Annotated in this window: 9 protein-coding genes; 2 read left to right on the plus strand and 7 right to left on the minus strand. The window is 70.3% G+C overall.

From position 1 onward, the window contains the following. Positions 1–372: 372 nt before the first annotated feature. The 7 genes from mqnC to paaA form a co-directional block, all read right to left on the minus strand. Positions 373–1,563: a cyclic dehypoxanthinyl futalosine synthase gene (gene mqnC, locus EYA84_RS20150; protein ID WP_131054602.1), complete on the minus strand. Its 1,191-nt coding sequence runs from the start codon at positions 1,561–1,563 to the stop codon at positions 373–375. A 219-nt stretch (positions 1,564–1,782) separates the two neighbouring features. Further along, entirely contained in the window at positions 1,783–2,583 is an 801-nt protein-coding gene (locus EYA84_RS20155; protein WP_131054603.1) for an SGNH/GDSL hydrolase family protein, read from the minus strand. Positions 2,584–2,781: 198 nt separating this feature from the next. After that, entirely contained in the window at positions 2,782–3,900 is a 1,119-nt protein-coding gene (gene paaE, locus EYA84_RS20160; RefSeq protein ID WP_131054604.1) for a 1,2-phenylacetyl-CoA epoxidase subunit PaaE, read from the minus strand. Further along, positions 3,897–4,373, minus strand: coding sequence for a 1,2-phenylacetyl-CoA epoxidase subunit PaaD (gene paaD, locus EYA84_RS20165; protein ID WP_131054605.1), 477 nt, complete (start codon positions 4,371–4,373; stop codon positions 3,897–3,899). The genes paaE and paaD overlap by 4 nt, the downstream gene beginning before the upstream one ends. 19 nt (positions 4,374–4,392) lie before the next feature. Next, entirely contained in the window at positions 4,393–5,118 is a 726-nt protein-coding gene (paaC, locus tag EYA84_RS20170) for a 1,2-phenylacetyl-CoA epoxidase subunit PaaC (protein ID WP_131054606.1), read from the minus strand. Continuing rightward, positions 5,115–5,417: a 1,2-phenylacetyl-CoA epoxidase subunit PaaB gene (gene paaB, locus EYA84_RS20175; protein WP_131054607.1), complete on the minus strand. Its 303-nt coding sequence runs from the start codon at positions 5,415–5,417 to the stop codon at positions 5,115–5,117. Before paaB ends, paaC begins: the two co-directional genes overlap by 4 nt. A 173-nt stretch (positions 5,418–5,590) precedes the next feature. Next, positions 5,591–6,646, minus strand: coding sequence for a 1,2-phenylacetyl-CoA epoxidase subunit PaaA (gene paaA, locus EYA84_RS20180; protein WP_131054608.1), 1,056 nt, complete (start codon positions 6,644–6,646; stop codon positions 5,591–5,593). Positions 6,647–7,009: 363 nt separating this feature from the next. Here paaA and EYA84_RS20185 point away from each other — a divergent pair, with 363 nt between their 5' ends. Then, positions 7,010–7,993 carry a hypothetical protein gene (locus EYA84_RS20185; protein ID WP_131054609.1) on the plus strand — a complete coding sequence of 328 codons (984 nt, stop codon included), beginning with the start codon at positions 7,010–7,012 and terminating at the stop codon, positions 7,991–7,993. Then, on the plus strand, positions 7,993–8,931 hold the full coding sequence (locus EYA84_RS20190) for a serine hydrolase (RefSeq protein ID WP_131054610.1): 939 nt from the start codon (positions 7,993–7,995) through the stop codon (positions 8,929–8,931). The genes EYA84_RS20185 and EYA84_RS20190 overlap by 1 nt, the downstream gene beginning before the upstream one ends. Positions 8,932–8,996 lie beyond the last annotated feature (65 nt).

The raw sequence follows: 8,996 nt of genomic DNA on the forward strand, positions 1-8,996 counted from the left end.
GCCGAACGCGGCGACCGCGCCCGAGGCGAGCAGCGCGGCCGTGGCCAGGCTCGCGGCACGGCGAGTGCGGAAGATCATTGAAGGGTCTCCCCCGTGGAGTGGTGTGAAGCGTACGGCCGGGGACGTTAGCGCTCAGGGATCACCCGCGCCACCCCGGTTCACACCCGCCACACGCTGCTCAGCTAATCGCGATTTAAGGTTTGTCCGGATTGATGGCTCTTGTTGCCCAGGGGAGCGCGACCCCGCACCGCTCCGGCGTCGCGCTTCGAACCGGATGGATGGGCGGGGTGAGCCGTTCGGATGATCAGCTGAGAAGCGGCACCGTTGGCGAACCGTGACCTTCCCGGAAACCGCCCGTGACCTCGGGGAGAGTCAGTTCGCCTCGACCAGCGGCAGGGAGCGGCCGGCACCGCCGCCGGGCAGCGCGATCGACGAGAAGTGCGACACCACCCGTTCGTCGGTGGGGTCGTCGGCGGGGGTGTGGTGCACGGCCAGCCGCTGGTAGAGCGTGTCCCGTTGCGCCGGGATCCGGTCGGCGGAGCGGATCATCCCGATCAGCTCGTGCAGGTTGGACCGGTGCCGGGCACCCGCCGAGGAGATGACGTTCTCCTCCAGCATGATCGAACCCAGGTCGTCCACGCCCATGTGCAGCGCGAGCTGCCCCACGTCCTTGCCCGTGGTCAACCAGGACGCCTGCAGGTGCGGCACGGTCTCGAAGAAGAGCCGGGCCACCGCCACCAGGCGCAGGTACTCCAGCGTGGTCGCCTGGGTCCGGCCCTTGAGGTGGTTGTTCTCCGGCTGGTACGTCCACGGGATGAACGACCGGAAGCCCTGGGTACGGTCCTGCACGTCGCGGATCATCCGCAGGTGCTCGATCCGCTCGGCGGCCGTCTCACCGGTGCCCATCATCATCGTCGCGGTCGACTCGACGCCCTGCCGGTGCGCCAGCTCCATGACCTCCAGCCAGCGCTCACCCGACTCCTTGAGCGGCGCGATCGCCCGGCGCGGGCGCTCCGGAAGCATCTCGGCACCGGCACCGGCGATCGAGTCCAGCCCGGCGGCCTTGATCCGGGCGATGGCGTCGTCCAGGCTCACGCCGGAGACCTTCGCCATGTGCAGGATCTCGCTCGGCCCGATCGAGTGGATGGCGAGCTGCGGGTACGCCTTCTTGACCGAGGAGAACAACTCCTCGTAGTACTCCACCCCGTAGTCCGGGTGGTGGCCGCCCTGGAGCATGACCTGGGTCGCGCCCAGCTCGACCGCCTCGCCGCAGCGGCGCAGGATCTCCTCGGTGGGGTGGGTCCACCCCTCCTTGTGCTTCGGAGCCCGATAGAAGGCGCAGAACTTGCACGCCGTCACGCAGACGTTGGTGTAGTTGATGTTGCGGTCGATCAGGTAGGTGACGACGTTGTCCGGGTACCGCCGACGGCGCACCGCGTCCGCGGCCTCGCCCAGCGCGTGGAAGGGCGCCTCGGTGTAGAGCAGCAGCGCCTCCTCGGGCGTGATCCGCCCACCGTCCGCGCCACGCTGCAGGATGTCGTCGATCTCCCGGCTCGTCGTCACGCCACCGAGCCTACGTCGCGACTCCCACCGACCACCTCCAGGCCCGGCCACCCTGTGACCAAGATAGGACCAGCACCCACCGCCGCAGCGCGGATCTCGGTGCGAAACGGCCCCCGGAAGGGCGGTGTCGCACCAAGATCTCTCGGGTGCGCCGACGAGGCGGGGCCGCCCGCGTCCCTCGGGACACGAACGGCCCCGTCGGGCCTCGACCTGGTCGGATCAGGAGCGGTACGCCGCCAGCAACATGGTGTACGCGGCGTGCCCTTCCGCGTTCGGGTGGAAGGTCTCGGTGAGGCGGGTCAGGTTGACGCCGTGGATGAACGGCCTGGGGCTGCACGCCTCGTAACCGGCGAGGACCGGACGCATGTCGACGAAGGTGACGCCGGCCCGGCTCGCCGCCGCGCGGGTGCCCTCGGCCACCGCGTCGGCGTTGCCGTTCATGAAGGTGCGCTTGGCGGCACTGGGGCTGATCGCGCCGCAGGAGCCGGTCGGGGCGACCAGCCTCGGGTAGCCGAGCACGACCACCTTCGCCTTGGGCGCCCGGCGCTTGATCTCGCCGTAGAGGCCGGCGAGCTCGCCCACCATCTGGTTACGGGCGTAGTACGAGGAGTACATGGTGGCGGTCTCGCAGTACCACTCGCTCTCGGTGAGGCAGCCCGTCGCCACCGAGGAGAACTGCGCGTCGTTGCCGCCCACCGTGATGCTGACCAGCACGGTGTTGCTGCTCAACGCGGAGAGCTGCTTGCTGCGCACGTCGGCCATGGTGGCACCGCTGCAGGTGACGTCCTTGAGCGTGTACCCGCCGACGCTGGAGGCCAGCAGCCTCGGGTAGCTCCTCGGACTGCGCAGACATGCGCCACTTGCCGAGTCGTACGGGAAGGCCCCGACGCCGGAGGCGTACGAGTCGCCGAGTGCCACGTACTCCTGGGGGGCTGCGGCGCGGGCCGGTGCACCGACGACCGCCTCCATGGCGATGAACGCCATGGCTGCGGCAACCACCACCGAGGTGAATTTGCGCATGGCTTCCTTCCTGAGTGTGAAGCCGGAACTGGCCGGGATGGCCGCATCAGCGCTCCTCCAAAGCGGACCAAGTCGGTCCAGCCATCGAGAACCGGACGATGCTCTCGTTCATCCCTCGGCGACACAGACGGTGCGAAGCCCGCGCATGTTCAGGTCCCGGTCGGCGATCTTCCGACCGAGCGGGTGACGCGGGTGGCCTCAGGCGTCGTAGTCGACGGTGACGGTGTCGGTGACCGGGCTGGACTGGCAGGTCAGCACGTAACCGGCGGCCACCTCGTCAGGCTCAAGCGCGTAGTTGCGGGCCATCTCGACCCGACCGGAGACCACCTTCGCGCGGCAGGTCGAGCAGACGCCGCCCTTGCAGGCGTACGGCAACTCGCTGCGGACCTTCAACGCCGCGTCCAGGACCCGCTCGTCGCGGCGCATGGTGAAGCGCGACGAGCGGCCGTCGAGCAGGATGGTGACCTCGGTGCCGGTGCCCGGCTCGTCGCCCGGACGGCGGACCGGCTCCGGTGGCGCGTCGACGTGGAACAGTTCCGTGTGCACCGCCGACTCGGCGACGCCCCGCCCGACGAGCACCGTCCTGGCGTCCACCACGAGCCCGTACGGGCCGCAGAGGAACCACTCCTCGATCGCGTCACCGGGCACCACGGTGTCCAGCAACCGCCCCAGACGCGTGGCGTCGATCCGCCCGGAGAGCAGCGGCGACTCGGTCTGCTCCCGGGACAGCACGTGCACCAGGTGCAGCCGGGTCGGGTAGCGGTCCTTCAGGTCGGCCAGCTCCTCGGCGAACATCACCGAGTTGGCCGTGCGGTTGCCGTACACCAGGGTGAAGGTGCTGGCCGGCTCGACGGCCAGGGCGGTGGCGATCAGCGACAGCACCGGGGTGATCCCGGAGCCGGCGACCACCGCGCCGTAGCGACGGACCCGGTCCCGGTCGAACGCGGTGCCGAAGTGTCCCAGCGGCGGCAGCACCTCGACGGTGTCGCCGCGCCGCAGCACCCCGCAGGCGTACGCCGAGAACGCCCCGCCGGGGATCTCCCGCACGCCGATCCGTAGCCGCCCGTGCCGGGCCAGGTCCTGCGGGATCGAGCAGATCGAGTACGACCGGCGCACGTCCTGGCCGGCACCCCCACCCTCGGCGGGCAGCCGTACGGTGAGGTGCTGGCCGGCCTGGAAGGCGAAGGTCTCGCGCAGATCCTCGGGTACGTCGAAGGTGATCGCGACGGCGTCGGCGGTGAGCCGGTCCACCGCGACCACGGGCAACGGGTGGAACACCGGGCGGCGGCGGACCGGACGGGTGATGGTGACAGTCACAGCGCCTTCACATGGTCGAAGGGTTCGGAACAGGCGCGACAGCGCCACAGCGCCTTGCACGCGGTGGAGCCGAAGCGACTGAGCTGCTCGGTCTCCGGCGAACCGCAGCGTGGGCACCGCACGGCGAGGGTCAACGGGACCACGCCGTCGCGGGGTGCCGCCTGCGGTGGGGCGATGCCGGCGGCGGCCAGCTTGGCCCGGCCGGCGTCGCTGATCCAGTCGGTGCTCCAGGCGGGAGTGTGCACCGTACGCACCTCGGCGTCCGGATGTCCGGCGGCGGCCAACGCCCGCCGGATGTCGGCCCGGATGACGTCCATCGCCGGGCAGCCGGTGTACGTCGGGGTGATGGTCACCACGACGTGGCCGGTGGCCGCATCCTCCTCGACCGCCCGCAGGATGCCGAGGTCGTCGATGGTGACCACCCGGATCTCGGGGTCCACCACCGACGCGACGGCCGTGCGCGGGTCGGTCATCGCGGCGGTCCGTCCGCGCTCACCAGCGCGCCCCGGGGTGCGCGCGGTGCAGCACCTGCATCTCGGCGAGCAGGTACGACAGGTGTTCGGTGTGCACGCCGTCCCGCCCGCCGGCCGGCGCCCAGGCCGACTCGGGCGCGGTGAGGGTCGCCTCGGCGAGCACCCCGGTGACCGTGCGGTCGAATCCGTCCCGCAGGGTGGCCGGGTCGACCGGCGCATCCGGCCCGGGGGTGAACAGCTCGTCGGCGTACGGCCAGACCTGGTCGACGGCGGCCTGCATCCGCCGGTGCGACTCGGCGGTGCCGTCGCCGAGCCGCTTCACCCAGAGCGCGGCGTGGTCCAGGTGGTAAGCGGACTCCTTGCGGGCCTTGCCGCCGATCGCGGCCAGCCGCTCGTCCGCGCAGCCGGCCAGCGCGGTGTAGAGCGGAAGCTGGTACGCCGACAGCACGAGCAGCTTCGCCATGGTCACCGCGAAGTCGCCGTTCGGCAGCTCGACCAGCAGGCAGTTGCGGAACTCCCGGTCGTCGCGCAGGTACGCCAGCGCGTCCTCGTCGCGGCCCGCGCCCTCCAGCTCACCCGCGTACGTCAGCAGCAGCCGCGCCGCACCGAGCTGGTCGAGGGCGATGTTGGCCAGCGCGATGTCCTCCTCCATCTCCGGGGCGCGGGTGGTCCACTCGGCGAGCCGCTGCGCCGCGATCAACGCGTCGTCGCCGAGCGCCAGGGTGAAGGCGAAGGGACCGTTCACAGGTGCGCCACCCCGTCCGGCACCTCGTAGAAGGTGGGATGGCGGTAGACCTTGTCGGCGGCCGGGTCGAAGAAGGCGTCCTTCTCGTCGGGGCTGGAGGCGGTGATCGCGCCGGCCGGCACCACCCAGATCGACACCCCCTCCTGACGGCGGGTGTAGAGGTCCCGGGCGTTGCGCAGCGCCAACTCGGCGTCGGGCGCGTGCAGGCTGCCCACGTGCGTGTGCGACAGACCCCGTCGGGCCCGGACGAAGACCTCCCAGAGCGGCGAGGTTTCCCTGCCAGCACTCGTCGCGCTCACTGTGTTGCCTCGGTTCGCGACTGCGGGGCTCGCAGAATCGGCTCACTCCTCGCGCTCACGGTGCCACCTCGGTTCGCGACTGCGGGGCTCGCAACACCGGCTCACTCCTCGCGCTCACTGTGTTGCCTCGGTTCGCGACTGCGGGGCTCGCAACACCGGCTCACTCCTCGCGCTCACGCCGCCACCTTCTCGTTGGTCCGCCGCTTCGCCGCGTACGCCTCGGCGGCCTCGCGTACCCATGCGCCGTCGGTGTGCGCCTGGCGGCGGTGCGCCATCCGCTGCCGGTTGCACGGCCCGTTGCCCTTGATCACCCGCATCAGCTCGGCGTAGTCGGGCTGGGTGTAGTCGTACGCCTGGCGCTCCTCGTTCCAGCGCAGGTCCGGGTCGGGAATGGTGAGCCCGAGCGCCTCCGCCTGGCCGACGCACATGTCCACGAAGCGCTGCCGCAACTCGTCGTTGGAGAAGCGCTTGATCTTCCAGGCCATCGACTGGGCGGAGTGGGTGGAGTCACCGTCCGGCGGGCCGAACATGGCCAGCGACGGATACCACCAGCGGTCGACCGCGTCCTGCGCCATCGCCCGCTGGGCCGGGGTGCCGTGTGCCAGCACGTGCAGGATCTCGTAGCCCTGGCGCTGGTGGAACGACTCCTCCTTGCAGACCCGGATCATGGCGCGGGCGTACGGGCCGTAGGAGCAGCGGCACAACGGCACCTGGTTGACGATCGCCGCGCCGTCCACCAGCCAGCCGATGGCACCGACGTCGGCCCAGGTCAGAGTCGGGTAGTTGAAGATCGAGCTGTACTTCTGCCGGCCGTCGAGCAGGAGCTGGACCAGTTCGTCCCGGCTCACCCCGAGGGTCTCGGCGGCGGCGTAGAGGTAGAGCCCGTGACCGGCCTCGTCCTGCACCTTGGCGAGCAGGATCGCCTTGCGCTTGAGCGACGGCGCCCGGCTGATCCAGTTGCCCTCCGGCTGCATGCCGATGATCTCGGAGTGCGCGTGCTGGGCGATCTGCCGGATCAGCGTCCGCCGGTACGCCTCCGGCATCCAGTCGCGCGGCTCGATCTTCTGGTCGGCCTCGACCACGGCCGTGAAGTACGTCGCCAGGTCGGTGCCGGGTTCGGCGGCCGTCCGTCCCTGTTCCGCCGCGGCGCGCAGCGCGGCCTCCGCCGCCTCGACCTCGCCGAGCAGGCCGCCGGGCGGGTCCTCGCCCGGGAAGTCATTGCCATACATGGACTCAGTGTTACAGCTTGCGACCAGCGGCACCAGAGGGGTGTCATAGAAATACGAGATGCCCGAGCGTTACCGGCCGCACGCCACGAGTAGCGTTCGTCGCTGTGAGACGGGTCACAAACGAGCCACAAATCCTCGCAACAGCCGCGTAGCGGGTTCTTATCCCGCCTTCCCCGCGAGTTGGCCAGTGTCGGATCCTGGCGTCACGCAGATCCGGACGTAGACTTCGCAGGTCACACCGATCGGTGCCGAACGATCGCCTGCCTTCAGGGGCACATCCCCCGCCTCCGCAAGCGATCCATACCGGTCAGTCCTGGCAACAAGCCGGTCCCCCCGGCCCTGACATCTGGAGCTCACCCGCTCATGCGATCTCGCGTGATCATGGTGTTCGCCGTCACGGCGGTGCTACTCGGCGGCGTCATGCTGGTGCCGGCCGCGTACGCCCGGCTCTCCGGCGACGAGGCGAACGCCGCCCAGGAGAGCGTCGCGGCGCCGCCGCCCGCGCCACCGCCGCCACCGACCCTCGCCGCAGGCAAGGTCTCGGTGAACTTCGAGGGCGAGTTCTTCTCGTGGGCGCTGATGGACCGCGAGTCGGGCAAGATCTCCGGCTCGAAGAACATGGCCGCGACAAGCTCAACCGAGTCGATGATCAAGGCCTGGATCGTCGCCGACTACCTGCGCCAACTCGGCGACGAGGAGCCGACGGCCGCGCAGAAGAAGGCGGCCAGCAAGGCCATCCGGGACAGCGATGACTCGTCGACCAACTACATCTACCGCATGGCCGGCGGCTCGTACGCGGTGCCGGCCGGCGGTCAACCCGGCCCGGTGATCAAGCGCGCGATCAGCATCTGCGACCTCACCGACACCAAGCGGGGCAACGTCAAGGGGTACGAGGGCTGGTGGAGCTTCACCAGGATGTCCCCGCGCGACGCGGTCCGACTCGGCGACTGCATCGCCGACGGCCGGGCGGCCGGCCCGAAGTGGACCGAATGGGTGCTCTCCGAGATGAGCAAGGTGCGCGGCACCACCGCCGACAAGGACCAGCACGAGGAGAAGGGTTGGGGCGGCGGCCGATGGGGCATCATCGACGGCCTACCTGAGTCGATCACCAGTCAGGGCCCGGTCGGCATGAAGAACGGCTGGACCCGCCTCTATTACGACCGCAACTGGCACGTCAACTGCCTCGCCGTCACCGAGAAGTGGAGTCTGGCCGTCATGCTTCGCTATTCGATCGCCGAGAAGCTCGACTACGGGGCCGACGTCTGCGCCAGCGTCGCCGCCCAACTGGTGACCCCGCAGCCCGGCGGTGCGCTCAAGGTGCCGCAGCAGCCGGTCGGAAAGCTCTGATGGCCGCCCGCAAGCGCGACCGGGAGGGCGGAACATCCCCGCTACGGCTGATCGCGATCGCCTGCGTACTGCTCGGGCTGGTCCTGGTCTCCCTGCGCCTGCTCCCCGGCTCGCCCTTCGAGTCCCGCGCCGCCGCCGAGTGGGGCCGGTCCGATCCGCCGGTGTCCCGCGACGGCTCGCTCACCGACCGCCACACGCGTCCGTCGCCCTCGCCCAGCCCGTCACCGGAGCCCGAGCCGCTGCCGTTCGCGGCGAAGCAGCTCGACCTGGACATCGACGGCTGGTACGGCTGGAGCGTGCTGGACCGCCGTTCCGGCGAGATCATCGGCTCGGACAACATGGACGAGACCAACACCACCGCCTCGCTCATCAAGTCCTGGGTCGTCGCCGACTACCTGCGCCGCACCGCGAACGCGGGACAGACGCCGAGCGACGCGAAGCTCGACGACCTGACCAGGATCATCCGGGACAGCGACAACACCCGCACCGAGCAGCTCTACACCCAGATCGGGCGGGCCGCGTCGATCAAGCGGTTGCTGTCCGTCTGCGACCTGACCGACAGCAAGGTCTCCAGTGACCTGGGGTGGAGCCGTACCGAGCTGTCTCCCCGCGACACCGCACGGCTGGGCAACTGCATCGCCGACGGACGGGCCGCCGGCCCCGAGTGGACCAAGTGGCTGCTCAAGGAGATGCGCCTGGTACGCGGTGCCGGCGACTTCGGCATCCGCAAGGCGTTCCCGGCCGACGAGGCGAAGCGGATCGCCATCAAGAACGGCTGGGTGGACCGCACCCAGGAGCAGGAGATCCACGTCAACTGCCTGGCGGTCGGCGACACCTGGACGATGGGCGTGATGCTCCGCTACCCCATCGCCAAGGGCTACGAGTACGGCATGGACAACTGCCAGGAGATCACCGAGGCCCTGCTGACGCGTACCTGAGGGTGCGGGTGGTCAGCAGCCGACCGCAGCGCCGGCGGCGGCGCACGGCGGGGGCTCGACGGCGG

It is taken from the genome of Verrucosispora sp. SN26_14.1 (assembly GCF_004307965.1).
GTDB lineage: Bacteria > Actinomycetota > Actinomycetes > Mycobacteriales > Micromonosporaceae > Micromonospora.

Bases quoted from the DNA above. Each gene is read 5' to 3' on its own strand.
- EYA84_RS20155 (WP_131054603.1), bottom strand. From the start codon at position 2,583: ATGCGCAAATTCACCTCGGTGGTGGTTGCCGCAGCCATGGCGTTCATC.
- EYA84_RS20190 (WP_131054610.1), top strand. From the start codon at position 7,993: ATGGCCGCCCGCAAGCGCGACCGGGAGGGCGGAACATCCCCGCTACGG.
- paaA (WP_131054608.1), bottom strand. From the start codon at position 6,646: ATGTATGGCAATGACTTCCCGGGCGAGGACCCGCCCGGCGGCCTGCTC.
- paaD (WP_131054605.1), bottom strand. From the start codon at position 4,373: ATGACCGACCCGCGCACGGCCGTCGCGTCGGTGGTGGACCCCGAGATC.
- EYA84_RS20185 (WP_131054609.1), top strand. From the start codon at position 7,010: ATGCGATCTCGCGTGATCATGGTGTTCGCCGTCACGGCGGTGCTACTC.